This is a genomic window from Spirosoma panaciterrae DSM 21099 (assembly GCF_000374025.1).
In the GTDB taxonomy this organism is placed as follows: Bacteria; Bacteroidota; Bacteroidia; order Cytophagales; family Spirosomataceae; genus Spirosoma; species Spirosoma panaciterrae.
In genome coordinates this window covers 121,356-147,108 of the sequence record NZ_KB893175.1, presented here as the reverse complement: position 1 = coordinate 147,108, position 25,753 = coordinate 121,356, and the positions used below count along the sequence as shown (strand labels likewise).

The following is a 25,753-nucleotide window of genomic DNA, read 5'->3' as shown; positions in this document are numbered from 1 at the left end:
TTAGCCGTATAACGCCACCAACCGCTAAACGAACGCATTTATCTTGTTCTGCTCATGAATACAATCTCCATCGTAGGCCTTGCCCCACTGATAGCCAGCTTGCCCGGCTCAGCTACCAGCGGTCTATTTATCAATCACCTGGAAAATGTCTTAGGCACATCGTTCGACCTTAAACTTTCGGCTCGCTCCTATACAGCCGCCCGTCTGGCCGAACAAAAGATTTTGTCCGAGATCGACCGACTCAATACCGTGTTGAGCGGCTATCGACCGGATAGTGAATTTAGTCAGTGGCTGGCGGCTCCCACCAACGAACCCGTTGCTATTTCTGATGATCTGTTTGCGGTATTGCGTGCATTCGAGCACTGGAATACCCAAACCTCGGGCGCTGTCAGCGCAGCCGCGCAGCAACTCAATCAACTTTGGCAGCAGGCTGCTGATCGGCAGTCGGTGCCTACCGAAACGGAACGCCAACAGGCAGTAGAAACTATTCATCAAGCCCATTGGCAACTTGATGCCGAACAGAAAACCGCTACGCGCTTAACGCAGGTTCCTCTTCGGCTCAATACGTTCACCAAAAGCTACGTACTGGATCGGGCCGCCGAGGTGGCGCTCAACGTACAGGGTATAGATGGGTTGGTACTCAATAGCGGTGGCGACATCGTGGTTCGGGGCCATTGGCAGGAACCTGTTTCCGTTGCCAACCCACAGGCCGATGCCGAAAATGCCGCTCCCATTGCCCAGCTTCAGGTAAAAAATAGTGCGATAGCCACCAGTGGAAATTACCGCAGGGGTTATCAGATCGGCAACCAATGGGTGTCGCACATCATGGACCCACGCACAGGTTTACCGGCTCAGGCGGTTATCAGCGCCACGGTACTACACCCCGATGCGGTAACGGCAGGTGCATTGGCAACGGCTTTCAACGTACTGTCTCCTTCCGAAAGCGAAGCGCTGGCTGCTCAGTTCCCCAATACCGAATACCTGTTGGTCACCCGCGATGGTCAAACCGTAAGCAGTGCCAACTGGCCGACCGCTACAGTCCCAGAACCGTCGTCCAGCTCTGCCGAAGCATTAACGACGGCGCATCTGATCTCGCTCCCCGTTAAAGACAAACTATGGAACCCCAGTCAGGAATTACAGATAACGCTGGAACTGGCCCGGTTCGAGGGACGTTCGCACCGACCCTTTGTGGCGGTATGGGTTGAAGACGAATCCGGAAAACCTGTTCGGCAATTGGCTCTTTGGTACAATAAACCGCGCTGGCTGCACGATCTGCGGGAATGGTATAGCCTGCAAACCGACAAAGCAGCTTCCGTCACCAGTGCAACCCGATCGCCGGGTGAGTACACGCTGGTCTGGGATGGCAAAGACGACGACGGCCAGTATGTTAAACAGGGAAAATACACCGTCCTGATCGAAGCAGCACGGGAGCATGGCTCTTATCAGCTTATCCGCCAGACCATGGACTTCAATGGAAAAGTTAAACAGCAACCCCTCACCGGAAATGTCGAAATCACAGCAGCCGCCCTGGATTACCGCGAAAAAACACCAATTCGCTAATGGACACTCCGTACGGCAACAGCCAGCCGCAAAGTCGCAGGGGGGAGTGCGCTGGGCAGGGTTGGCCCGCTGGCTACACCTCTATCTGTCGGTAGTGAGCTTTGTACTAGTGCTGTTCTTCGCCGTAACGGGCCTTACGCTCAACCATGCCGACTGGTTCGACGATGCGACCAAGACCACGGAACTGAAAGGAAAACTTAACCCCTCGTGGGTAGCAGGCACGGATACTGCTTCTGTCAATAAACTGGCCATTGTCGAATATCTGCGGGCAACGCACCAGTTAAAAGGGATGGTCAGCGAATTTCGGATCGACGACCGGGAGTGCTCGTTGTCCTTTCATGGACCGGGCTATTCGGCCGATGCGTTTGTGAAACGACCCGATGGAAGCTACGAGATCACAGAAACCAAAATGGGAGTAATGGCGGTACTCAACGACTTGCACAAAGGTCGGGATACGGGCCGTGGCTGGGCCTGGGTAATCGACATTGCTGCTGTATTCATGACGCTGGTTTCTATAACCGGGTTAGCGCTGTTGCTCGTTCTGAAAAAGCGTCGGGTTAGTGGCCTTGGCTGGTTAGTTATCGGGGGCATTGCCACGGGATTGGCCTACTGGCTACTAGTCGTTTAGCGTTTTAATCGAACACAGCTTGTTAGGCTAATTATGAACTGCGTCAATCATAATTAGCCTAACAAGCTGTGTTCGATTTGTTATTTAGGCGAGTGCTTTCCGGGCTTCGCGGTCGGGGTCGTTGGCTAGCGCAGGCACATCGTCCAGAATCATAGTTTCACCGTTCTGCGTTGTATAGGGCTTCCAGTTGGGGAGGCCACCGCCATTCGGATTGCCGGTTTTTGCAAAATTGATAAAGGAGCCAGCCATTTTTTCTGACAACGCGCGTGGCCGCTTCCCTCCGCCCGTATGGGTCAGCATCAGATCGGTGTTGTAGAACCAGAAACAAATGTCGTCGCAATGGAACGCCCGCATCCGGCCATCAAATAGCGGAGGCTGCCAGCCGAACCAGGCTACATACACGGGGGCTTTATGTTGCGACGCCTTGGCATCAGCAGCCGCAACAGCGTTTTTCCGGTTCGACACGATCAGTGCCCAAAGTTCAATCGGTCGGGCTTTCGGAAAATTCCGGGCATAGGCATCGACAATATCGCCCGATTTATCGCCAAATCGGGGTTTAAGCTTTTCCTTGACCTGATCCATCGAAATAGCCTCCAAAGATGCATCGGTACGATTGGGATTCATCTCGTGGAAGGTCGTGCAAATCATCAGCGGAATGTCGGCCGAGAAATGGTTCGGATCGCTGAAAAATGCACCACTGTTGAGATATTCCCCATCGCCAACGGGCGAATATCCTCCCCGCTGGATACCCATCCGTTTGGCTTCATCGGCCATTTTTTCGACCGCCCGATTCGCCACGGCAATGTATTCCAGCCAGGGTAGTTGCTGCAGTTTCTCGATTTCGCCAGGTTTCAGCCCGGCTTCTTCCATCACCTTCTGGCCCAGTTTTTCGGCATAGTCTTTATTAGCTCCTGCCAGTGAACTGCCACTTAGAGCGACCGCCTTATGAAAAAGTCCTTTAGCTGATGGCATATTCATGAGCGTCGTGACTTTGGCTCCCCCACCCGACTGCCCAATAATGGTTACGTTGTTAGGATCTCCGCCAAAGTTAGCAATGTTGTTTTTGACCCATTCCAGAGCTGCAACCATATCCAGGTTACCCACGTTGCCCGAAGCAGCATGACCACCCACCGCTTTCAGATCGGTATAGCCCAGCGGGCCAAGCCGGTGATTGAGCGAACAGAAAACCACATTGCCAAACCGGGCCAGATTTTCGCCATGATAGCCGTCCTGCTCGATGCCGTTTCCATTGGTGAAACCACCCCCGTGCAGCCAGACCACGACCGGACGTTTTTGTTTGTCCAGTGCCGGTGTCCATACGTTTAGCTTCAGACAATCTTCCGATACATCGTCGTAATTCCAGTGGTCGACAAACGAAGCATACGGATTGGCGTAGCGTTTTTCCATAATCTGGGGAGCCGAGTTCCCCCACCACAACGCGGGCCGAATGTCGGTCCAGGGAGTAGGTTTTTGGGGCGGCATAAACCGATTCTTGCCAGAGGTATCAGCTCCATATGGAATGCCCAGAAACTGATGAATGCCTCTGAGGATAAACCCTCTGACCTTACCGTATTCGGTGCTGGCCACTGCAATGGTATCGCCTACAAATAGCACTTGATCGTCACTTGTCGGCTTTGTCACTTTAGGGCGATTCGGAGCGGCATCCGTCGAATATGGTACGCCTAAACCGGCCACACCAACTCCCAGCGATTGCAAAAAATTGCGTCTTGAAGCGTTCATCGTTGACTGTATTAAAAAGTTAAAGATCGGTTAACTCTGCTACTGAAAATCCCAGACGAGTAAAGGAATAAGCTTATTGTCAAAAAGACACAATGAACCTTTTTTACTCTCCAGATGAGGCATTTGTTTCTGATTTTCACCGGATTTCCCTCTGCCTATACCCCAGCCGATTCTGCTTTCGTTTTCTCGTACAACTCAAGGCCTTCGCGGGTCAGCAAACCACGGATGAAATGATGCTTAATGGCGTCGTCGGAGTTTTCGTAGGGCGTTTCCCGCTGGCTTTGGTCGGCCCATAACCAGGCGATTACGGCCAGATCCAGATCGGCCCGGTACATAGCCAGTTCAATGCCGTGCTGCAGGTTGCTGACCAGAATGGTTCGGATATACTCGGCCCGGAACTGCTGAAAGAAACTCCAGACGGTGGGATAATGACGCTCAATATCCCGGAACAAGTTTGGGTTTACGGTCCGTCGGTAATGGATCAGTCGATTCCAGATTAACAGGGCTTCCAGAATCGGATTATCTATCCGCGTTAGAATGGCAGTAGCTTCACGCAGGTTTTCGTTCAACTGATTTTCCAGCATCCGTTGAACCAGTTCTTCCTTACTAGCGAAATACTGATAAACGGTCTTTTTCGAGATACCGAGTTCCTGGGCAATATCTTCCAGCCTGACGGTTCGCACGCCAAACTGATTAAACAGGTGCCGGGCTTCGGCAATAATTCGTTCTTTCATGCCTATTCGCTCTATAGCTGTATAAGCACATAAGCCCTAAATAGTTAATGGGATTAGCCTCAAATTGGGAAAATAAGCAGCATATTGCAGCTAGCGCCCAAAAAATATCTCCCCACTTACGGCTTTTTTTGCCAGCAAGTGAGGAGACATCCGGTGTTTGTGATTATACGTTAGTTCACAAGGTTTTATCGATTACGCTGAATGGACCAGATCATGTAGGTGAGTAAACCAGCCACTAATCCCAGACCCAGACCCCGTGCGACATGAAACGAAACCGGCGTTGGCATTTCTACAATTCCATATTCATCGGTTATAGCCGCCTGTTTCACGTATCGGCCCTCTGACGAAGGAATCGAACGGGATTCGAATTCGTGTGCAAGCCGATTTAACCCTAATTCCAGATCAAGCCCGCGTACCGATACACCGTGTCCGGTTCCGGCCGCCAGCGGATTAAGGTTGTTCAGCTTAATCACCGATTGTTTGGCCGCTTCCCAATCGCAGGTAAAATAGGCAGGCGGCCCGTGAAACTCTTCCCGCTGGGTAGCCACCGCTGTAATAGCGTTCTGGTTGGTGGTCACGAACGCATCGCCCGCAATGAGTGTCCGGTCTTTATCGCGGAACAGGGATATGTGCCCAGGTGCATGGCCAGGCGTATGAATAACTCGCCAATCGGGTAGTTCAGGGATTAGCCCATTCTCCGCAATCGGCTGAATGGCATCCCCAAAGTTCATAGGGCCAATGGGAAAAATCCAGGACATGTACGACATTCCTCCACCGCCAATGGCCGGATCGGGCGGAGGATAACTCGACATTCCGGTTAAGTACGGGATTTCCAGCCGATGCGCATAAACGGGTACATCCCAGTCGTTCAGCAATACGTTCAAGGAGCCCGCATGGTCGGCATGCCCATGGGTTAACACAATGGCTTTGGGTTTAGTACCGGGTCCAAACAGCTCCTCAGCCCGACTTTTTATAGAACTGGCATAGCCCATCAAACCGGCATCGACCAGCACCCAGGGATTACCATGACCGGGTTCCCCAATAAAAAAAACATTGACAAACAGTGTCTTCAAGCCCGCTACATCGGCGGTTACATCATAAGGGCTTTTCGCGCCGACCGTTATCGGCACATCCAGTTCTTGTTCGCTTTCCATATCCGTGACGTTTATAAAAAACGGTCAGTTCAGTTTACGCCATGGTTTCCATTTGATAAACGAACCCTGATACAAACTAACCTGACCGCCTTGTCACTCAACCCACAGATATGATGGATTGTTCAATAATACCGATATACGGTCTATTGCTCAACTCCGTTCTTCCCAGACCCTGGCTACATTTACGATAACTTCAACCGCTTTCTGCATATCCTGAACCGAAACCCATTCCAGCCGCGAATGAAACGCATGCTCTCCGGCAAATATATTAGGACAGGGCAACCCCATGAATGACAGTCGCGACCCATCCGTACCGCCCCGAATACTGCGTCGTTGAGCCGCTAGGCCAGCCCGCCGGATGGCTTCCAATGCATTATCGACCACGGCCGGGTACTGGTCCAGCACGTTTTTCATGTTGCGGTACTGTTCTTTAACCACAAATTGTGCCGACGAGCCGGGGTAGCTTGCCAATACATCGTTGAGCATATTTTGCAGGTACAATTCTTTCTCCTGCAGGCCCACCTCGGTAAAATCGCGAATGATAAATTCAAGCACAGCCTGGTCCTGATTACCATCCAGCCGCGTTGGATGAACGAAGCCCGCTTTCTCTTCGGTTGTTTCGGGCGAAAGGGCATTTTTGGGAAGAGCCGCCAGCAAATCGGCCGCTATTTTCAGGGCGTTTTCGAGCTTACCTTTGGCAAAACCCGGATGTGTGCTGACTCCCCGAATGGTAATTTTTACGGCATCGGCCGAGAAGGTCTCGTCTTCGAGCGTACCCAAAGCTTCTCCATCGATGGTGTAGCCGAAATCGGCCCCCAGCTTCTGAATGTCTACTTTTTCGGTACCCCGCCCCACCTCTTCATCCGGCGTAAAAAGCAACCGGATACGGCCATGTTTTAGGTCAGGATGCGTGAGCAGGTAGTTAGCCGCATCCATAATTTCGGCCACCCCAGCTTTGTTATCAGCTCCCAGTAGCGTAGTGCCACTAGCCGTGATAATATCGTTGCCAATCTGATGCTGAAGATCAGGATGTTCGTTCAGGCGAATTACCTGACCGGGATCGTCGGGCAGTATAATATCGCCACCGTTCCAGTTTTGATGAATAATCGGTTTTACGCCTTCTCCTGTCACATCGGGCGAGGTATCGACATGCGAACAAAAGCAGATGGTCGGAACCGTCGTTTTATCGGTATTAGCCGGAATGGTCGCATATACGTATCCCCATTCATCCAGTTCAGCATCGGAGATTCCCATCCGATGCAATTCTTCTACCAATAACCGACTAAGGTCTTTCTGTTTGGCAGTACTCGGATTGGCTGTTGACTGCGGGTCCGATTGCGTATCGATCTGGACATACCGAAGGAATCGTTCAACAGCCGTAAATTGGTAATCTTTCATACACGCTCACATAACTTCGGATTCTATGCTATAAAGAGAACTTTTTAACAACGAATCTACTCCTAATAAATTTCTCAAAAATGCAGCTTCATCCCCTCATGCGATGCGATGAAACCAAGCTTTTCATAAAATCGAAGAGCGTCAGGCCGTTGTTTATCCGTTGTTAATTGTACGGTATGGGCTTTGCGTTCTCTGGCTCGTTCAATCGCCCATTCTATCATTTTCTGGCCAATCCCTTCTCCCCGAACATCTTCCCGTATGCGAACCGCTTCAATTTGCGCCCGAATACCTCCCCGATAGGTCAGATACTGGATGAAACTCAACTGAAGGGTGCCAAGAAGGTCTCCGGTTTCGCTTTCCACCACGATCAACTCCTGATTCGGGTCTTTATTGATCGCTTCAAAAGCGTTGTAGTAAGCTTCCGGTAACGGATCTGTATCGTTTTCGCGCAACTGACCCAGTTTGTCGTTGGCCAGTAGTTTTACAATCGATGGAACGTCCTGCCGGGCAGCTTTTCTAAAAAGCATAAGTCCATGCGTTGGTTAGACCAGTTCGTTCAGAACTCCCTCCAGATCGGCTGGCGAGTAATTGACACTTTTCAGGGTTTTGTGATCCGCGTCGCGATATACCAGAAACTTACCGTCCGATTCAATAAAATGGCAGGCTACACCTTTGGCCTGGTATTCGGCTACGGTTGCTTCGGCTTCAGCTACGGTCAGGCAGGCTTTGCTCATATTCGAGCGCTGCACTTCATCAAATAACGCTTTGAATTTATGGCCCAGCCCAAATTCCAGTACAGCCCCCGACAGTACATACTGCAAATCACAAAGGGCATCGGCTACAGCAACAATGTCGCCTTCGGTAATGGCCTCGCGCAATTCATCAAGCTCTTCTGCCAGTAAGGCTACCCGCAGTTGACAACGGGCTTCCGAGGGGATCTGCGGAGTGTCTAAAATAGGGGCATGAAAGGTTCGGTGGAATTCTGCCACCTGATTAAGTGAGTCGGGTTGTTGCATAGTCCATTGAGTGATTGAGTGGTTGAGCGATTGAGTGAATAGTTGATATGTATTTTTTCACTCAATCGCTCAACCACTCAATCACTAATTAATTTTCGTCTTCGCTCGTGAAGGAATACAGGGTTGTGTCCAGGGAAAGTTTGTTGGCGTTGAAGTCGCGGACGAATGCTTCGACGATATCGTCGTTGATCTCTTCTACGTTCAGACACACATCCAGTGCAATGCCATAATCGGATTGCATATCGACCTCTACATGCTCCTGGACTTTTACCGTTTCGGTTTCTTCGATCTCGTCAATAATTTCGGTCAAAGCCGTTTCGGCCTCTTCTTCCAGCTCAGGCGAGATTTTATAGTTTGGCTTGCGGTCTTCGGGTGGCACATATTCCGGATAGGTCTTACGTACCTGCTCCACAGCCATTTCATACACTAAACTGCTGTGGTGTAATCGAAGCGTGTAGACCAGTGTATCGAAAATAACCTCTTCACCCTGGTATTTACCCGGAAACTGAATGTGTACGCATTCGCCTTCATCCAGGGTATCCAGATCATCGTCTTCGACATAAACGAACGATTTGCCTTCCTTCCGACATTCCTCCTTGAGGGCGCTGATTTCTTCAGGGTCGTACCCCTCGTTTTTATAGTTTGCCATGGGACAAAGCTAATGGATAATGTATAATGAACAATGCCGTTTACCGCCCCCTTGATTATCCGTTATTCATGATCCACTTCAACACAACCGCTTCGGCAAGCTCGGTGGCATCATTCATTGGCTCAGTTTCAATGTGTTCAAGGGTGTCGGTGGGCTGATGAATACGTGGCATCCGGCCTTGCTCGTCCAACGCACACAAAGCCAGTACGGGAATCCGATTGCGTACAAACCATACACTGTCGAAATCGGCGGTATGCCAGCGTCCAACCTGCGCCCGATCCCGAAATCGATCACTCATCAGCAGTTGCTTCGCCAATTGGGTCACTGTATTATCGTAGCGGATGCGATCGACCGTACCCGTTTGCTCAATGACGGTCAGCTTTCCGGCACCAAGTGTGTCAAAATTGATGGCCATCGTTTCGGTCCGTTTCCAGTCTCGTTTGTGGGCTTCTACGTAATGATAAGCGCCAATCATACCCACTTCCTCGGCGCTGGTAAGAACAACCTCAATGTCCAGATCGGGCAGATTTACGTCCAGCAATCGCTCGGCTGTCGACAAAGCCGCTGCCACTCCCGTTGCATTATCACTGGCTCCATTCGTGTACCCATTGAGCCAGTAACCAAGCGTTCCTAAAACTGCCTGGAGCCCAAAATAGGTCATCAGCGCATACCGAATATACTGAACATATGGCAAGCCCGTTTTTAGCGCTTCGAGGGCCGCAATACCAACCGCAAAGCCCATAAGCCAAAGCGAAATGATCAGCGACACCCGAAAGTTTGCCTGCTGTTTTGGCGTGTAGAGAAGCGATACAGGTGCCGTATCATAGTGAGCCATCAGAATAACTTTGCGCCTGTTTTCTTTGAGTCCGTTACTCGCCCAGCTACCAATCACATTACTGGCCGTATGCTGCACCGGAAACCGGGTAATAAATGAATAGTGCCAGTTGAAATACCGCCAGGCCATAACAGTAAAATACAACACCAGACCAACCGCAACGCCCGAAACCGGAATTAACGCCAGACTTATGAGCAGGCCCCCAATCAGCCAGTAGACAATCGTTATGTAGGTACGCGGAGTTTGAAACGATTCTGTACGCACCTCCGCTCCCATGTCGGTCAGGTAAGCTTGTAAAAGACGGGCCGCTTCTGCCCCCTGCGGGGTAGCCGCCCCCCTATGGGGTAACCGACAAAGGTCATGTAGTAGGTTAGCAGCAGAATACACGGGCTTGAGGTTATGATCGACGAAATAGCTCCGCAAATTACGTATGCTTTTTAATACAGTATCGAGGACAGGCTAATGTCAAATTCGCAAAAACTGCTTATTCTTTTAGATTCACCCTAGGGTCTACATTAAAAAGAGATTAAAAGGCAAAGTTAAGAGTTTACTAAAAACTGCTATCTTCACCCCTAAATTGTATAGGCTCCTTTTCCTATTGACGACTCATCAGTCACCATCTTTTTACTTTAGTTATGACAAGCTACCAGCAAATTTTTGAGAATAACCAGAAATGGATCACGGAAAAAACGCAGACCGACGGCGATTTTTTTAAAACACTAGCTGAAAATCAACAACCAGACTATCTATACATTGGCTGCTCCGACAGCCGGGTAACTGCCGAGGACATGATGGGCATTAAGCCCGGTGAAGCATTCGTTCATCGTAACGTTGCCAACCTGGTCAATAACATTGACCTAAACGTCATGTCGGTTATCGAATATGCGGTGCTGCACCTGAAAGTAAAACACATTATCGTGTGCGGGCATTACAACTGCGGAGGGGTTAAAGCTGCTATGCAGCCTAAAGATCTGGGAACCCTGAATCCCTGGCTACGTAACATCCGGGATGTGTACCGGGCGCACCAGGACGAACTTGACCTTATTACGGACGAACACGCCCGTTATGACCGGCTTGTTGAGTTAAATGTGCAGGAGCAATGTGTAAACGTTATCAAAACGGCCGCTGTTCAACTTTCCTATTTTGAACACGGTTATCCTGAAGTACACGGCTGGGTATTCGATCTTCGAACCGGGCGCATTAAAGATCTTGAATTGAATTTCCCGGAAATACTACACAACATCCAGAAGATTTATAACCTGACCGACAAACCCTGGTATTAGGCTATTCACCAAAACCGCATCGGCGACCCATTGGGTCGCCGATGCGGTTTTGACTATTTCACAAACAACAATTCCCGGTATTTTACCAGCGGCCAGTCTTCGTCGTCCACGATCTCTTCGAGCTTGTCTACTTCATAGCGAATGATCTCGAAATGATCCTTTACTTCGGTTGCGTACAGACGAGCCCGTTCAACCGTATCGCCCACGTTATTCGCTTTCTTCCGCGACTCAATCATGGCTTCAACGCCTTTTTTGATAACCAGCACGCGGGTCGAAATTTCACGGAGAATGTCTTTGATCGGCTCGGCTTCGGCACTCATACCCAACTCGACCAGATTTCGGGCGGTTTCGGCCAGTTTATTCTGATATTTGAGTGCTGTTGAAACGACGTGGTTCATAGCCAGATCGCCCATCACCCGCGACTCGATCTGCACATTTTTGATGTATTTCTCCAGCTCAATCTCATAGCGCGATTCGACTTCGGCATGATTCATGACCCCTGTCCGTTCAAATAAGGAAAGGGACTCGGGCTGAACGTAAACCGCCAGGGCTTCGGGCGATGATTTGATGTTCGACAGACCGCGCTGGGCCGCTTCCTCTACCCACTCATCCGAATAGCCATTCCCTTCAAACAGAATCCGTTTTGAGTTCGCATAATACTCTTTCAGAATGTCGACGATGGCCAGTTCTTTCTTTTCGTTCCGGGCCAATCGACCATCCAGATCGGTTTTAAACTTGTTCAACTGATCGGCAACAATGGCATTCAGCACCGTCATGGTCGAAGCTGAATTGGCCGAACTCCCTACTGCCCGGAATTCAAACTTATTGCCCGTAAAGGCAAACGGAGACGTCCGGTTACGATCGGTATTATCGCGCATCAGACTCGGAATCCGGTTCAATCCCAGTTTGTAATACACATTATCCCCTTTGTTGATCGTCACTTCCGACTTAGTTTCCAGATCAGTCAATGCCTGCGTCAATGTTTCACCCAGAAAGACCGACATGATGGCGGGTGGCGCTTCATTGGCTCCAAGGCGATGTTCGTTACCAGCCGATGCAATACTGGCCCGCAGCAGATCGGCATTGTCATGAACCGCTTTGATCACGTTGACCAGAAATGTCAGAAAACGAAGCGTCTCTTTAGGCTTTGTACTGGGAGCCAGCAGGTTAACACCCGTATTGGTCCCCATCGACCAGTTATTATGTTTGCCGCTCCCGTTGATTCCAGCAAACGGTTTTTCGTGGAAAAGGACTTTCAGGTTATGCTTTTCGGCTATTTTTTCCATCAGATCCATTAGTAGCGCGTTGTGGTCAATGGATAAATTGACTTCCTCAAAGGTTGGCGCTACTTCAAACTGTCCTGGTGCCACTTCGTTATGCCGGGTTCTGACGGGCATACCCAACTTCATCGACTCAAACTCAAAATCGACCATGAAGGCATTGACTCGCGGAGGAATCGAGCCAAAATAATGGTCTTCCAACTGCTGCCCCCGCGCCGGCTGATGACCAAACACCGTTCGACCCGCCAATACCAGATCAGGACGGGCATAGAACAAAGCCCGATCGACCACAAAATATTCCTGTTCAGGTCCCAGAGTAGGCGTCACTTTGGTAATGTTGCGGTCGAAATACTGACAAACAGCCGTCGCGGCCTTATCCAGCGCATTCAACGCTTTTAGTAAGGGAGTTTTGTAATCAAGGGCTTCGCCTGTATACGATATAAATACCGATGGAATACAGAGTGTCTTCCCCCCGGCACCATTATCCATCAAAAAAGCGGGTGAGCTGGGGTCCCATCCGGTATAGCCACGGGCTTCGAAAGTATTCCGAAGTCCGCCACTGGGGAACGAGGAAGCATCCGGCTCCTGCTGCACCAAGGCGCTTCCTTTGAATTTCTCCATGGCTTTCCCGTCTGATCCTACATCAAAAAAAGCGTCATGCTTTTCGGCCGTTTCGCCCGTCAGCGGCTGAAACCAGTGGGTATAGTGTGTAGCTCCTTTCGAGGTAGCCCACGATTTCATAGCGCCAGCTACTTCGTCGGCTATGGCCCGGTCGATCTGGCCATTGGTGTTGATGGCCTCGGTAACCTTCAGGTACGCTTCGGGCGACAGAAGCGATCGCATTACTTCATTGTTAAAGGTATAACTGCCAAAAAAATCACCAACGCGCTCGGTAGGTGCTGTTACGAGCATCGCCTGACGATTCTGGGCCATTTCAAGCGCTTTAAACCGAAAATTGGACATTGAGACGGTTTCGAGGTTTTAGGTTGAAAAATTAACCAAACATACACCCCTTCGGCCAGTTACAGCATACTAGCCTGGTATTTTCTTGTATCAACTTCATTCGGGAGGTCCATCCCCTGCTCTAGCAACTGGCCATCGGTGTACTACTCCTCGCTCGAAAGTAAACCTGTCACACCGAACAGGACTGTTCCTAAGATTTTGGGGCCGAACTTTTTGCCCGTAAACCGCCCGAATTCACTCATCCATTTCGTTTTTTCCAGTACTTTATCACCTGTTTCCCGCAAGGCATCTGCCGTTTCTTTTCCAGCCGCTTTCTTGGTAAAGTACATCACTGGAGCGCTTAACCCCAACAAGGAAATGCCTACTACAGCCCCGGCCACCGCTCCGATCGTACCTGACAGTTCCTTACCTGTTTCTTCAAACTGTTTCCATTTCTCTTCGAAATCATAGTCGTTGGCTTCCATACCTATTGTGCTAAGATTCAGTGATATTGACCATTAAAGGTAACCAAAAGCCAGACTACTGGACAAATATAATTCAGTGGCCGTATGCACGTTGTCAAAATTGGTTATCCAATAAAAAACGGGTTCGTCTTGCTTGCGCTTATCTTGACTAGCATCCCGATTGCGACGCATAACCAACTTAAGTCGGCAATCAGGTCAGTTGATCCAAGCCCAGACCGCTCTCTTGCGTCGTAGTGCTCTTTTCTCTAAACCCCGGTAGCTGGTTCCAATGTCATATCTATAACATTCTCGTTGTAGACAAATAACAAAATCGATGTCCTGCTGATGCAGAAAGGTAAACCAACGCTAGCCAGTATATTTCCGATCAGCTAAAAGTACCTTGCCTTTTAAGTTAAACCGTCGACTGGCTTGTTCGCTAAAGGCTTGCCGTTCACGTTCGTTACTATGCCCCTTTTTATTGAGATCCTGCGGCCGACCGTCAGAAAATAGGAATAGCGACTCCTGGGTAGAGAAGCCCTAGCAACTGTACGTTTTTTTGGCCAATCTGCCAGGTAGTGGCATCTAAAATGAGGTATCTCACACGACCACTTAATAAAGCAAACGTACAGCGTAATATACCGAGCGTAAGTTGTTCGGGGCACGTTGTGTTGAAAAATAGCATTAGCCACTTGTAATGACTGGCGGGTTGTCGATCTGGCTTACTCAGATGCGTGCCGATGCGATCTTTACCTAGTTATGGAGGTTGATTGCCCTATGGTGAATTAAAAAAGTGGCTTGAACTTTCTGGACGTTGAGAAGCTATTTCCCGATTTAATGGTATTACAGCACAGGAAGTACGTTGGAAAAACGTAGCAGATTTTTATTCGTCAGTCCGAATCAAGCCCATACATAAAGAAGCACGAAGTCGATTTACAAAGACTGAACCTGTAAACCGACTTCGTGCTTCTTTATGTATCACTGACTAACTCATTGATAAACTTTTATTTCCGCGATGTTGCCCCACCCATTGTTAGGTGATAGGTAGCGAATATAGCGTGCACTAACAGCCCAGGTAAAAGGCCCTGTTGGGCTAGCCCCCCAGTCTTTCTGGAATATTTCATAATCGGAGAACGTGATAGAACTAGAGCTAGGTATCGTATAAAGCGTGACAGCGTTGGTAAAGTTGGGGTCATTGCTAATCTGAAATTTTCCGCCTGGCATTCGGCTTCCCCAACCGTTACGGGGTCTATAGACAATCCGATTAATTGACTTGACGGAGCCTAAATCCAAACCGACCCATTGACCGTTTGCGCTTGGTGCATCAAAATAGGTATTGATGTTGCCATCGAAAACTTTATCACGAGTTGATACACCGTCATACGAGCCACTTGATCCTATAACCGTTCCCGTCAATCGGTGGGCAGCTTCACCAGCAGCCGTTGCTGTATATGAAGTCAGGCTGGCATAGGATGAGCTGGCTGGGCCACTGATAAATGGAGAATCAGATGGTCCCCAGCCTCCATATAAGGCTACAGCCGCCCCGACTTTCGTCGTTATTTTGACCGTTCGGGCCGTTGGATCGAAAACAAGTTCTACGCGGTAGCCAGCTCCCATGGCTCGTATTCTGTTTGTTTTCTGACTCGTGAGGTTACCCTGATTATCCAAATAGGTAATTGAGTTTGAGGAGGGCGGAGTTATGGAAAGGATAGTTATATCGCCACTCCCAGTTGTATTGATTTGTAGGGCTACGTCACATCCTCCGGTTGGCGTGCCATTGTTATCCAAAGCCCAGTTCAACTTCATGGTGATCGGGGTTACTCCACCAGGCACTGTAGCTAAAGTGGCTTCCTGATTGAGCAGGACCTTCTGGTCAGCAATAGCCACTTCTAAGTCATCACCCATGCGGGCACCCGAATGGGTTTGCTCACGAGCCGAATCATTACTAAGGGAAGGGGAAAGCTCGGCATGATTACAGGATAAAACGAACCCTACCAAGCCCAGCAGCAGTAAGATGAGATAAGTTTTCATATAGAAACTATTTTAAGGTTAAGTACATGAGACTTTAGTATTTAAAAAAGTAACCAATAATGAATAAAAATTTATATTCTTTTCGGCACTTATGGTTTCAAATACTTTTGGGAGACAGGATATGGTATCATTCTCTGCATTATAGATTCTATCTGGTCAAGTCAGCACAAATTGTAAATAAGTAATGAATTGAAACCAGGTTACTGTAAGCTGTATATTTCGGAGAAGTTGGATCTTCACCATTTTTGATACTGTTGGTGAATTCAAGTGTTATCGTTTTGGGACAAAAGTTGATCGACGCGTTTTAGCCCTTAGCTCCTCATTGAGCCAGTCATCCAGTCGACACAGATTGATGGCTGCCGCCGTCAACACATGTTGAAGGTGGGTCTTAGGCAAGCCAATATACCGCGACCGACGTAAACCAAAGGCTCGGACTCCCTGTGAAAGGGTGCCTTCTGAGATGGTCCTATATATCCGGACACGAAACTTATTTAACTTCGTGTCCGGATTTATAGGACCATCTCACTAATAGGGGGTTAGCAGCAAGTTTCGGGTATTTAGGTTAGTACTGCGACTAGCTAGCAAGGCTTGAGCGAGTAGCAGGAAATTCTTAATGATACCTCGACTGAACTGCGGAAAATAGCCGCTAAATTGCTGATAGAGTGAGTGGTCCACGAAGGTAATAATTAGAAGTGTAGTCACGGCTTCGGCCGTCCGATCCTAAGTTACCGACTGCTCACTCAACTTCTCAAAATGTCCAGTAGTCTAACCAAAAGCCGCTTAGGTACGCAACAAACCTGATGATTAGTCTTTTATAGCAACAAAAAGCCCAACCACTTTCACAGTTGGGCTTTTGCATGGATCTATTCAGGTGGGCTTACGCTTTTACAGCTTCTGCCGCCTTAACGGCCTTTTCGATGAGCACAGCTACTCTGTACGCATCGGCTGTTGATCTGGACCAACAGCATGTAAGCAGTAAATAAGATTATATTAGCTGATTTAGCCTTAAATTGGCTAATATAATCTTAGATTTAGCCTTAAATTGGCTAATTTACTTTATGATACCACGTCAATTAACGAGCGCCATCCGTCAGAAACTTGTGGAATCAAACAAGATTATTGTTCTGTACGGGCCACGGCAAGTTGGCAAAACCACTTTAGTACGACAATTGATTGATACCTTGTCGTATCGTTCGTTAAGCGTAAATGCCGATGAACTACTCTACCAGACCGTTTTATCAGGGCGTGATCTAAACCAGATGAAGTTACTAGTCGAAGGCTATGACCTACTTTTTATCGACGAAGCCCAGCGGATTCCCGATGTAGGCCTCAACCTAAAAATTTTACACGATGCACTGCCCAACTTAAAGATCATTGCGACTGGCTCTTCCTCCTTTGAATTAGCCAACAAAACGAAAGAAGCCTTAACCGGACGAACCTGGACTTACGAACTTTACCCCATCGCCTTGGGCGAACTCCGACACCAGCAAAACGCATTTCAATTAAACCAACGGCTTGAAGAGTTTTTACGGTTTGGTACCTATCCCGATACGCTCCAATTCGCCAATACAACCGACAAAGTACAGTATTTACGCGAGCTTTCTTCGTCTTACTTATATAAAGACATCCTGGAAATGGCTTCTATTCGGCACGCAGACAAGTTGCGAAAACTGCTGCAATTACTGGCGTTTCAGGTAGGTTCTGAGGTATCCCTAAACGAGTTAGGCAACACCCTTGGCATGAGTAAAGATACCGTCAGTACCTATATCGACTTACTTGAAAAAGCATTTGTGGTATTTCGATTGTCGGGGTTTAGCCGAAATCTTCGAAAAGAAATCAGCAAAATGGACAAGATTTACTTCTATGATCTGGGTATTCGTAATGTAGTCATTGATAACTTCCAGCCCCTCGATTTACGGATGGATGTTGGGGCTTTATGGGAAAACTTCCTGGTGATTGAGCGTCGCAAACGAAATGCTTATAATGGCTGGTTCGCTAATACTTATTTTTGGCGGACCTACACAGGTGCCGAACTAGACTATGTAGAAGAATCCAACAGCCAACTGGCTGGTTTTGAATTTAAATTTTCCCGCAAATCGGCCAAAGAACCCGCTTCATGGGCTGAGAACTATCCGGGTTCTAGCTTTCAGGTCGTCAATCAGGAAAATTATTTATCGTTTTTATTGGACTAGCTCTGGGGTACCCGCCCCGATCACTCAACCAGTAAGAAGCTGATTATGCACAAAAAAGCCCAACCACTTTCGCAGTTGGGCTTTTGCATGGATCTATTCAGGATGGCTTACGCTTCTACAGCTTCTGCAGCCTTAACGGTCTTGATGATGATCGCAGCTACTTTGTAAGGATCGGCAGCCGAGTTTGGACGACGATCTTCCAGCCAGCCTTTCCAGCCCCGCTCTACCGTTGCGATTGGGATACGGATCGAAGCACCGCGGTCCGATACACCGAACGAGAACTGATCGATCGACTGGGTTTCGTGTTTACCAGTCAGACGCAGGTGGTTGTCGGCACCGTATACATCGATACAGGCTTTGATGACCTCAGGTGAACTACCAAATCCGCTACAAATTTTTTCGTAAACTTCTTTGCTACCGGCTGTACGAAGTGTGGTATTCGAGAAGTTAGCGTGCATACCTGAGCCATTCCAGTCGGTAGCGCCCAGCGGCTTACAGTGCCAGTTGATCGAAATACCGTATTTCTCACCGATACGCTCCAGGATGTAGCGAGCAACCCAGATCTGGTCACCAGCTTCTTTCGCGCCTTTAGCAAAAATCTGGAACTCCCACTGACCTGTAGCTACCTCAGCATTGATACCTTCAACATTCAGACCAGCATCAAGGCAAGCGTCGAGGTGTTCTTCAATGATGTAACGGCCGTACGCATTTTGAGCACCAACCGAGCAGTAGTAAGGGCCTTGTGGACGTTTTGGGAAACCTTCTGCTGGGAACCCGAGCGGCTTATCGATGCTCATGTCCCACAGGAAGTACTCCTGCTCGAAACCGAACCAGAAATCATTGTCGTCATCTTCAATCGTGGCACGGCCGTTCGACTCGTGAGGGGTACCATCAGCATTCAGCACTTCGCACATCACGAGGTAGCCATTCTTACGCTGTGGATCAGGGCAGATGAAAACGGGTTTCAGCAAGCAGTCGGACGAGCCACCTGGAGCCTGTTCAGTTGACGAACCATCAAACGACCACATGGGGCAGTCTTCCAGTTTGCCAGAGAAATCGCCTTCAATTTTGGTTTTTGAACGTAAGCTTTGGGTGGGCTTATAACCATCGAGCCAAATGTATTCTAACTTCGCCTTTGCCATGATGTACAAGTGGATTGAGTTGAATAGGGGTTTTGTGCAATACTTTTGGCAAATATAATGCGGCTTTACAATAAAAAATAAATGCCATATACCCCTTCAACCATATTTTTTATGGTTTTTGCGGAAAAATTATAATTAAAATTCGTTTGGTACAGTAAATAGCCATATTTAGGCTATTTTTTTTATCACTTTATAATCTTAGTGGGTTTTTATAAAAATCCAGGAATTCGCCCGTTTTGCCCTTAAAAATCCTGTATTTATCGCCTGAATTTGTCTTTTTTGGGGATTTTCGCTTTAATTCAAAAGCTATTAAAGTACACTACTGGCCCTAAAAATCGGCAATGAGGTTCGTTTTGAACAACTTTATGGCGATGGCTAACAGGATAATACCGAATATTTTTCGCAACACAGCCAGGCCACCTGCCCCAAGTCGATCCTCCAGCCAGCCCGACGATCGCAGGACCGCATAAATCAGGATTAAATTCAGAACTATACCAATGATTATATTGACCGTCTGGTAAGCAGCCCGCAGGGAAATAAGTGTTGTTAGGGTTCCGGCTCCCGCAATTAGCGGAAAAGCGATTGGCACTATGTGGGTAGCTCCGCCTGTATCTACTTCCGACTTAAAAATGGTTCGTCCCAGAATCATTTCCAGACCGATCAGAAAAATGATCAAGGCCCCCGCAACCGCAAACGATGCAACATCGACTCCGAACAGAGCCAACAACTGATCGCCTACAAACAGGAAAGCAATCATGAGAGCACCTGAAGCCAGGGTAGCCCGCTCCGATTCGATCTTTCCCGACTTTCGACGTAGGTCGATAATCACAGGCAGCGAGCCAATTATATCGATTACCGAAAACAAAATGAGCGTAACCGAAACGATTTCTTTAAAATTGGGCATATGCAACGTGGTATACGCGGTTACCTGCCGAGACATTCCGACAGTGTATTGATCATTGTGCGGGCAGGCTGTCCGACTTACAGTAATTCAGTAAAAAATCCTTGAGGGTCTGCACATCAGCGTCAGAAATAGCGGGAAAATTAGCGATTCGGAATGTCGTCGTTTTCCAGTCGCCATATCCATTCCCCAACATGATTCCAGCCTGTAGGGCTGCCGTTTTAATAGCCTTTATGTCCGATTCGGTTCCTTCAACAGCAATAACTGTATCGGACCGTACCGATGGCTCCTGGTTCAAAACACGAAAGGGTGATCGAGCCAGTTCATTCTCAAAAAAGGCATACCAGTTGGCGGCTCGCTGTTTGATCACGCTGGCCACCTCGGCAACTGGCGGAACTTGCTGCAAAACGCGCATCAGCAGATAAATCCCCAATCCGTTCGGCGTATAGGGCGTTTGGAACTTTGAAAAATTCTCGTGAATAAACAGTAGGCTATTGTAATGGCTGTTCTCTCCTATGGCTTCGGCCCGTTTCAGCGCAGCCGGCGAATAAACCAGAACGGCAAGTCCGGCGGGTAAGCCAAAACATTTCTGGACCGAAGCAAACCAGACATCGGCTAATGACCAGTCGAGCCCAATACCGGCCATCGACGAAACCGCATCGACAGCAATCAGTCCCGTAAAATCACGGCGAAACTGGCCTAGCGTTTCCATCGTTACCTGAGTTCCGTTGGAGGTTTCGTTCTGAACGATACACAATACATCGGCTTCACTCAGGCTGGTCGGTGGTTTGATCCGGTAGGCATACTCGGCCCATTTTTTTCCGAACGCACCACTATGTGGATGCAAACTTGCTGTTTCGGTTAGCGACTGAGCCACTATCTCCCAGCATTCCGTTGCCGACGATACGAACGCAATATGATAGTCGGCCGGAATGGCCAGTTTTTCGTGCAGCAGACGAATGGTTTCTTTCACAATATCCATGAAACCGGCGCTCCGGTGATTCAGGCTAACAATTCCCTGACGAACTGCGTCAACGGCATAATCGGCCACCTGCGGATATACTTTTGAAGGACCGGGATAAAAGGTAATCATTCGTGCGACAAATTAAACGTGAATACCAGACCCTTTGCGCGATTAAACTTAAGTTGCATCACTCGATTCTTAAGGTTTTATTTTCCACTGATCAAATACCTCACGGCCATTTCATAGCCCATTAACCCCAGCCCGACAACAACCCCTTTGCATTTGGCCGACAGATAACTGTGGTGCCGGAACGATTCGCGGGCGTGTACGTTCGAGATATGCACCTCAACGGCTGGCGCTGTAACGGCCGACAGCGCATCGGCTATAGCAATGGATGTGTGGGTGTAGGCTCCGGCATTGATCACGATACCATCGACATCGAAACCAAGTTCGTGAATTTTATCGATCAGTTCGCCTTCGTGGTTCGACTGAAAATAGCGAAGTTGCACATCCGAAAACTGCTGTTCGAGGGTTTCCAGGTAATCGACAAACGAGCGGTTACCGTAAATAGTCGGTTCGCGCTTACCCAACAGGTTCAGGTTCGGGCCGTTAATAATAAGAATCTGTTTCATACAGGTAGGCTGGACGGCCACGTCCGGGCATCAGGAGCAAAGTACAAACCCTGGACGTGGCCGTCCGGGCTTCAGATATGTGGCAAAGTTATATAAACGCCTTTAAGAACTACCTCAAGCTGGAACGGTCGCTGGCCGAAAATTCGGTGGAAGCGTATCTGCACGACGCCGAAAAACTTTACGAATACATTCTTCTGACCGATCCTGCCCGAACGCCCATGCAGGTTACGGAAAAAGAGCTGATGAATTTTCTGAAGTATCTGGGCGAACTCGGTTTATCGGCACATAGTCAGGGGCGGATGTTGTCGGGGTTAAAATCTTTTTTTAAATACCTGTTGCTCGAAAATCTGATTCAGCATGACCCCACGCAGCAGCTCAAAGGGCCAAAACTGGGTCGTCAGTTGCCCGATACCCTGAGTTTTCCGGAGGTTGAAGCCATTCTGAACGCCATCGATCTCTCAACCCCCGGGGGCACCCGCGATCGGGCCATGCTCGAAGTGCTGTATAGTTCCGGTCTCCGGGTTTCGGAATTACTCAACCTGCGCCTGACCAACTGCTTTTTCGATGCGGGTTTTATTCGGGTTCTGGGCAAAGGCGATAAAGTCCGGCTGGTACCAATCGGCGAAGACGCCATGCACTATACGCGTATCTATGTACAGCATGTACGTAGCCAGTTGGATGTACAAAAAGGGGATGAAGACACTATCTTTCTGAATTTGCGTGGCAAGCAACTATCACGCATTTCGGTGTTTACAACGATCAAAAAACTGGCTACCGAAGCTGGGGTCAAAAAAACGATTAGTCCACACACATTCCGGCATTCGTTTGCCACCCACCTCATCGAAGGAGGAGCCGATCTCCGGGCGGTTCAGCAAATGCTTGGCCATGAATCCATTACCACTACCGAAATCTACACCCACCTCGACCGCGACTATCTCCAGCAAACGTTAAGGGAGTACCATCCAAGAGCCAGAGGATTTAAAGAGCGAACGAGCGAACGAGCGAAAGAGTGAAAATGGTATGCGCCAGTATTCCGCTCTTTCACTCTTTCGCTCTTTAAAAAAAGTCCCCGCCACTGAAACAGTAGCGGGGAGCCTCCAATCTAACTAACCCAAAACTATATGAAATAGTTGTGTTTTGACCAAGCGTTATTCCTACACATCGGCCAATGCTTTTTCACCCACAAACTGTTGGTTCTGATTCTTAAACAGCAAATTGAACGAGGTTAAACTGCCGTAGATCCGGGTGATATATTGTTGAATATTTATTTTCTCTTCATCGTCGAGGGCACTGGCATTTACCCGCTGTTCGAGTACGCGAAGGCGGTCCCGAACCATCACGATTTTATGAAAGAACGCATCGATAGGCATCTCTTTCTGGGCCAGATCGGCCCGACCGGGTTTCAGAATGAGTTTGCCGCCTTTCCACTTATCGCCGAGTGGCACAAGTTCGGTCTGGTCGACCCAGCGCTGAAGAACCCGAGTGAGTGATTGTTCAACATCGAACAGACTTACCAGATCACCATCGGGTTCCAGCGCATCGAGGATACTGAGCGGTGCGTCGAATTTGATTACTTTCACGCCATGCTCGATAAACGTAATTGTATAGCCATTGGCTTTTAGATTAATGACAACGCCATCGCCAAATTCTTCGTGTCGAACACGTGAGCCAATGCCTAGTAATGTAGTCATTGTATGGGGTAGGTTTTAGGTTTCAATCATGCCTTTACAAACCCCGTGCCAATTTTTTTCAGCAATCAACTTTTTATATGCTCATCAACTCAATTCCTCTTCGCTCACAAAAAGAGCAGTTCAATTTACCAACGTCCATCCATTACCTGAATTGCGCTACCCGTGCTCCCTTTAGTCGCTCTGTCGAACAGGCGGGTCATACGGCGCTTTCGCAGCAGGCCAACCCATTTGGCTTACACCCCGATGATTTTTTTACGGGTGCCGCTCGCACACGGATTCTTTTTTCCGAACTGATCCACAACCCCGATCCTGAGCGCATCGCTATAATACCCTCTGTTTCGTACGGCATGGCTGTAGTGGCTCGTAATCTTCATCGAAAACCCGGCATTCGGGCAGGGCAGCACCTGGTAACGATTACCGACGAATTTCCGAGCGATGTGTATGCCTGGGATCGTGTAAGCCTCGAACTCGATTTAACCGTTACGACCGTCGCTATGCCTACTCAGTTTCCGAAAGGAGCACTTTGGAATCAGCGGCTGCTCGACGCCATTGACGCCACTACAGCGTTGGTGGTCGTTCCCCCCGTTCATTGGATGTACGGCATCCGGTTCGATCTGGAAGCCATCAGCAAACGGGCCAGAGAAGTTGGAGCCTGGCTGGTAATTGATGGCACACAGGCCATTGGGGCACTTCCGTTCAATCTGGCGGATATACAACCAGATGCCGTTATTTGTGCAGGATATAAGTGGCTCATGGGCCCCTACTCGCTGGGGCTAGCGTATTTTGGCCCGGCTTTCGATAACGGGATTCCGCTGGAAGAGAGTTGGATGAACCGGCTCGACAGCAATCAATTTCATAGGCTGATGGACTACCAGCCTGCCTATCGCTCAAAAGCGTATCGGTATAACGTAGGAGAGCATACCCATTTCCTGCAAATGCCTATGCTTGAAGCCGCCTTAACCCAACTGATCGATTGGCAGCCTGCACGCATTCAGGCTTATACCAACGGTTTAATGGCCGATGCCTGGCCCATTCTTGAGAACTTAGGATGCCAGATCGAGCCCGAAAACGAACATATGGGTCGTAGTCATCATCTGGTAGGCTTATGGCTTCCAGAACATACCGACCCTATGGCTGTTCAACAGGCGCTTTTGAAGCGGAATGTATCGGTTTCGGCCCGTGCCCGCGTCCTTCGCATTGCCCCGCATGTATATAACGATGCCAATGACGTTGACGCCCTAATTGAGGTATTGCGTGACGTACTCATGTAGAGACGCAATGATGCGTCTCTACAGTTCATATAGTTCCAGGGGCAGCTCATCCGGATCGGCAAAGAAGGTAAACCGACGTCCGGTATGTTCGTCTACCCGAATGGGTTCCGTTACCACGCCCTGTTCGGTCAGGTGCTGAATAGCAGTGTCCAGATTAGCCACCGCAAAGGCCAGATGACGTAGCCCTGCAGCCTCTGGTCTTGATGGTCGTTTGGGCGGATTGGGAAACGAGAAAAGCTCAATCAGATACTGACCATTTAAGGCCAGATCCAGCTTGTAGGACTGCCGTTCTGCCCGATAGTATTCGCCCAGTATCGTACATCCCATTACCCTCGTATAAAACTGCTTCGACCGTTCATAATCGGAGCAGATAATGGCAATGTGATGAACAGCGGTCAGTTGCAACATGGCTTATCAGGGATTAAGTAGCGTATCTGTGGCCATGGTATCGGCAACGGTACCGTCTTTAGGCGGCAAAGCCCGTTCAACCTCACGGCGCTTATTCCAGGGGGCCGTTGTCCGACGAGCCATATCAATGGTAAACAAGACCACAAGGGTCGTGAAGGCGATAAAAACGATGACGAATATGCGACGATTACGATTCATTTTTCATTTGTAAGCTGCTTTGGTCCAATTTGAAATTCCAGATTTCCGGTTCGGCCTGAAATTTCGGACCAGTTCAGGTTTCCGAATGTTATAGCCACCACAGCCCCTTTACTCATGGAGCCAATATCCTTGTGGGTCAGGTACTCACCCAGATACGACACATCGGGGTTATGTCCTACAATCATGGCTGTAGTGACGGTAGCAGGCAATCGATTCAAAGCTGCCAGGTATGCCTTGGGCCCACCTTCATACAGAAACTGATTTAGGTCAATGCGGGATGTGTCGAATCCAGTTTGTTCGGCAATGACCTTGGCGGTGTCTTTAGCGCGGGGGGCTGTACTACTGATAATTACATCAGGCAAAACTGCTTTTTCCTGCAGGTATCGCCCCATTCTGGCGGCTGCAATGATGCCATCGGCAGTGAGTTGTCGGTCATGATCAGTCATAAACATGGCCCGGTCTTCAGCTTTAGCGTGGCGAACGATATACAAAGTTATCGGCATGGTGTCACAAATATGTGGGTGGTCTGTTGTCTGGATAAACGCAAAAATAAGGCCGTAATCGCCCCTGACCTACACTCTTATGATTTTACGGAATAAAATTGTTTATGGGCTATTCAACCGACAATCCGTACTTTTGCGGC

25 protein-coding genes and 1 pseudogene are annotated in these 25,753 nt (G+C 48.8%); 6 read left to right on the top strand and 20 right to left on the bottom strand.

Annotation, left to right across the window (positions count from 1 at the left end):
• Window positions 1-54 precede the first annotated feature (54 nt).
• Window positions 55-1,560 (top strand): DUF2271 domain-containing protein, encoded by a 1,506-nt coding sequence (locus B153_RS0107275; RefSeq protein WP_020596031.1) that lies wholly within the window; start codon window positions 55-57, stop codon window positions 1,558-1,560.
• Window positions 1,505-2,188 carry a PepSY-associated TM helix domain-containing protein gene (locus B153_RS0107270; RefSeq protein WP_020596030.1) on the top strand — a complete coding sequence of 228 codons (684 nt, stop codon included), beginning with the start codon at window positions 1,505-1,507 and terminating at the stop codon, window positions 2,186-2,188. Before B153_RS0107275 ends, B153_RS0107270 begins: the two co-directional genes overlap by 56 nt.
• A gap of 84 nt (window positions 2,189-2,272) precedes the next feature.
• Here the strand turns inward: B153_RS0107270 and B153_RS0107265 are convergent, their stop codons facing one another.
• From B153_RS0107265 to B153_RS0107230, 8 genes are all read right to left on the bottom strand, one after another.
• Window positions 2,273-3,928, bottom strand: coding sequence for a carboxylesterase/lipase family protein (locus B153_RS0107265; protein ID WP_020596029.1), 1,656 nt, complete (start codon window positions 3,926-3,928; stop codon window positions 2,273-2,275).
• Window positions 3,929-4,083: 155 nt separating this feature from the next.
• Window positions 4,084-4,662, bottom strand: a complete 579-nt coding sequence (locus B153_RS0107260; protein ID WP_020596028.1) for a TetR/AcrR family transcriptional regulator — start codon at window positions 4,660-4,662, stop codon at window positions 4,084-4,086.
• A 185-nt stretch (window positions 4,663-4,847) separates the two neighbouring features.
• Window positions 4,848-5,816 (bottom strand): MBL fold metallo-hydrolase, encoded by a 969-nt coding sequence (locus tag B153_RS0107255; protein WP_020596027.1) that lies wholly within the window; start codon window positions 5,814-5,816, stop codon window positions 4,848-4,850.
• 150 nt (window positions 5,817-5,966) lie between these two features.
• A complete protein-coding gene (gene pepT, locus B153_RS0107250) occupies window positions 5,967-7,214 on the bottom strand; it encodes a peptidase T (protein WP_020596026.1) in 1,248 nt (415 codons plus the stop codon).
• A 74-nt stretch (window positions 7,215-7,288) separates the two neighbouring features.
• Window positions 7,289-7,741: a GNAT family N-acetyltransferase gene (locus B153_RS0107245; RefSeq protein ID WP_020596025.1), complete on the bottom strand. Its 453-nt coding sequence runs from the start codon at window positions 7,739-7,741 to the stop codon at window positions 7,289-7,291.
• A 15-nt stretch (window positions 7,742-7,756) separates the two neighbouring features.
• Window positions 7,757-8,230: a pyrophosphohydrolase domain-containing protein gene (locus tag B153_RS0107240; RefSeq protein WP_020596024.1), complete on the bottom strand. Its 474-nt coding sequence runs from the start codon at window positions 8,228-8,230 to the stop codon at window positions 7,757-7,759.
• 88 nt (window positions 8,231-8,318) lie between these two features.
• The gene (locus tag B153_RS0107235) at window positions 8,319-8,879 is read right to left on the bottom strand and encodes a hypothetical protein (RefSeq protein WP_020596023.1); all 561 of its coding nucleotides are present in this window, start codon (window positions 8,877-8,879) and stop codon (window positions 8,319-8,321) included.
• A gap of 55 nt (window positions 8,880-8,934) precedes the next feature.
• Window positions 8,935-10,101 (bottom strand): M20/M25/M40 family metallo-hydrolase, encoded by a 1,167-nt coding sequence (locus B153_RS0107230; RefSeq protein WP_157634601.1) that lies wholly within the window; start codon window positions 10,099-10,101, stop codon window positions 8,935-8,937.
• Between the two features lie 248 nt (window positions 10,102-10,349).
• Here B153_RS0107230 and B153_RS0107225 point away from each other — a divergent pair, with 248 nt between their 5' ends.
• Complete coding sequence (locus B153_RS0107225; RefSeq protein WP_020596021.1) at window positions 10,350-10,997, top strand: carbonic anhydrase; 648 nt, start codon at window positions 10,350-10,352, stop codon at window positions 10,995-10,997.
• A 53-nt stretch (window positions 10,998-11,050) separates the two neighbouring features.
• On the opposite strand, the gene B153_RS0107220 is transcribed toward B153_RS0107225, so the two are convergent.
• The 4 genes and pseudogenes from B153_RS0107220 to B153_RS37185 form a co-directional block, all read right to left on the bottom strand.
• A complete protein-coding gene (locus B153_RS0107220; protein ID WP_020596020.1) occupies window positions 11,051-13,240 on the bottom strand; it encodes a glutamine synthetase III family protein in 2,190 nt (729 codons plus the stop codon).
• Between the two features lie 143 nt (window positions 13,241-13,383).
• On the bottom strand, window positions 13,384-13,704 hold the full coding sequence (locus B153_RS0107215) for a hypothetical protein (RefSeq protein WP_020596019.1): 321 nt from the start codon (window positions 13,702-13,704) through the stop codon (window positions 13,384-13,386).
• A gap of 966 nt (window positions 13,705-14,670) precedes the next feature.
• Window positions 14,671-15,711: a discoidin domain-containing protein gene (locus B153_RS0107210; RefSeq protein ID WP_020596018.1), complete on the bottom strand. Its 1,041-nt coding sequence runs from the start codon at window positions 15,709-15,711 to the stop codon at window positions 14,671-14,673.
• Window positions 15,712-15,981: 270 nt separating this feature from the next.
• A pseudogene (locus tag B153_RS37185) lies at window positions 15,982-16,167 on the bottom strand (transposase); the annotation flags it as partial.
• A 602-nt stretch (window positions 16,168-16,769) separates the two neighbouring features.
• Between B153_RS37185 and B153_RS0107205 the strand changes: the two are divergent.
• On the top strand, window positions 16,770-17,903 hold the full coding sequence (locus tag B153_RS0107205) for an ATP-binding protein (RefSeq protein ID WP_020596017.1): 1,134 nt from the start codon (window positions 16,770-16,772) through the stop codon (window positions 17,901-17,903).
• A gap of 107 nt (window positions 17,904-18,010) precedes the next feature.
• Here B153_RS0107205 and B153_RS0107200 read toward each other — a convergent pair whose 3' ends face one another.
• The 4 genes from B153_RS0107200 to aroQ all read right to left on the bottom strand — a co-directional run bounded on the left by B153_RS0107200 (window position 18,011) and on the right by aroQ (window position 21,542).
• Window positions 18,011-19,045 carry a glutamine synthetase beta-grasp domain-containing protein gene (locus B153_RS0107200; RefSeq protein WP_020596016.1) on the bottom strand — a complete coding sequence of 345 codons (1,035 nt, stop codon included), beginning with the start codon at window positions 19,043-19,045 and terminating at the stop codon, window positions 18,011-18,013.
• A 328-nt stretch (window positions 19,046-19,373) separates the two neighbouring features.
• Window positions 19,374-19,949, bottom strand: coding sequence for a MarC family protein (locus B153_RS0107195; protein ID WP_026261962.1), 576 nt, complete (start codon window positions 19,947-19,949; stop codon window positions 19,374-19,376).
• Between the two features lie 52 nt (window positions 19,950-20,001).
• Entirely contained in the window at window positions 20,002-21,039 is a 1,038-nt protein-coding gene (locus B153_RS0107190) for an aminotransferase class V-fold PLP-dependent enzyme (protein WP_020596014.1), read from the bottom strand.
• A 77-nt stretch (window positions 21,040-21,116) separates the two neighbouring features.
• A complete protein-coding gene (gene aroQ / locus B153_RS0107185; RefSeq protein ID WP_020596013.1) occupies window positions 21,117-21,542 on the bottom strand; it encodes a type II 3-dehydroquinate dehydratase in 426 nt (141 codons plus the stop codon).
• A 77-nt stretch (window positions 21,543-21,619) separates the two neighbouring features.
• Here aroQ and xerD point away from each other — a divergent pair, with 77 nt between their 5' ends.
• Window positions 21,620-22,555: a site-specific tyrosine recombinase XerD gene (gene xerD, locus B153_RS0107180; RefSeq protein WP_020596012.1), complete on the top strand. Its 936-nt coding sequence runs from the start codon at window positions 21,620-21,622 to the stop codon at window positions 22,553-22,555.
• A 141-nt stretch (window positions 22,556-22,696) separates the two neighbouring features.
• Here xerD and B153_RS0107175 read toward each other — a convergent pair whose 3' ends face one another.
• Entirely contained in the window at window positions 22,697-23,233 is a 537-nt protein-coding gene (locus B153_RS0107175) for a hypothetical protein (RefSeq protein WP_020596011.1), read from the bottom strand.
• Window positions 23,234-23,310: 77 nt separating this feature from the next.
• Between B153_RS0107175 and B153_RS0107170 the strand changes: the two genes are divergently transcribed.
• On the top strand, window positions 23,311-24,504 hold the full coding sequence (locus B153_RS0107170; protein ID WP_020596010.1) for an aminotransferase class V-fold PLP-dependent enzyme: 1,194 nt from the start codon (window positions 23,311-23,313) through the stop codon (window positions 24,502-24,504).
• A gap of 18 nt (window positions 24,505-24,522) precedes the next feature.
• Here B153_RS0107170 and gloA2 read toward each other — a convergent pair whose 3' ends face one another.
• From gloA2 to B153_RS0107155, 3 genes are read right to left on the bottom strand one after another with little or no spacing between them, the layout of a single operon-like run.
• Window positions 24,523-24,912, bottom strand: coding sequence for an SMU1112c/YaeR family gloxylase I-like metalloprotein (gene gloA2 / locus B153_RS0107165; RefSeq protein WP_020596009.1), 390 nt, complete (start codon window positions 24,910-24,912; stop codon window positions 24,523-24,525).
• A gap of 6 nt (window positions 24,913-24,918) precedes the next feature.
• Window positions 24,919-25,110, bottom strand: a complete 192-nt coding sequence (locus tag B153_RS0107160) for a hypothetical protein (RefSeq protein WP_020596008.1) — start codon at window positions 25,108-25,110, stop codon at window positions 24,919-24,921.
• Complete coding sequence (locus B153_RS0107155; RefSeq protein ID WP_020596007.1) at window positions 25,107-25,613, bottom strand: SixA phosphatase family protein; 507 nt, start codon at window positions 25,611-25,613, stop codon at window positions 25,107-25,109. The genes B153_RS0107160 and B153_RS0107155 overlap by 4 nt, the downstream gene beginning before the upstream one ends.
• Between the last annotated feature and the right edge of the window lie 140 nt (window positions 25,614-25,753).